This window comes from Ruegeria sp. AH12 (genome assembly GCF_056541465.1).
This window is the reverse complement of sequence record NZ_JBQFYL010000149.1, coordinates 1-722: the sequence shown is the minus strand read 5'-3', so window position 1 is coordinate 722 and position 722 is coordinate 1. Positions and strand designations below refer to the sequence as shown.

Genomic DNA, 722 nt, shown 5'->3' with positions numbered 1-722 from the left:
AATGCTGAAGCTAACAGATCTGACTTTGCATTATGGGCATTCGCAAATCCTCAACGGGATTTCCATGGAAGCCAGACAAGGTGAAGTGACTTGCGTCATGGGGACCAATGGTGTCGGGAAAACCAGCCTTATGAAAGCAATATCAGGTACGCATCCGCGATCGGGCGGCAGTCTGGAACTGGACGGGGAAATTCTGGGCGTCCTGCCTGCTCATCAAATGGCGTGGAAAGGTGTGGCCTATGTCCCACAAGGTCGTGAGATATTTCCTTTGCTCACAGTTCGCGAAAATCTTGAAACGGGGTATGCCTGTCTGCCTGCCAGCGAACATTTCATTCCAGGTGATATATTTGATATGTTCCCGGTCCTCAAACAGATGCAAAACCGTCGCGGAGGTGACCTTTCTGGCGGTCAGCAGCAACAGCTGGCGATTGCACGGGCATTGATAACACGACCACGCCTGCTTCTGTTGGACGAGCCGACCGAAGGTATTCAGCCCAACATCATCCAACAGATAGGCGAAGTCATCCGACACCTCAGAACCACGAGAGGAATAGCAATCATTCTAGTGGAGCAATACTTTGACTTTGCCTATGAACTTGCCGACAGATTTATCGCGTTGCGACGAGGAGAAGTCATAAGCAACGGCACCAGGGAAGACGTGACACGCGGTGAGTTGCTGCAGGCTGTAACAGTCTAGTGCTGATACTTGAAATTGGTTTCGG

The 722-nt window shown here is 51.0% G+C and carries 1 protein-coding gene; it reads left to right on the top strand.

Annotated elements, in window-relative coordinates; translation table 11 throughout:
- The first annotated feature begins 1 nt into the window (after position 1).
- Positions 2-697, top strand: a complete 696-nt coding sequence (gene urtE / locus ACR0EL_RS22250) for an urea ABC transporter ATP-binding subunit UrtE (protein ID WP_170392778.1) — start codon at positions 2-4, stop codon at positions 695-697.
- Positions 698-722 lie beyond the last annotated feature (25 nt).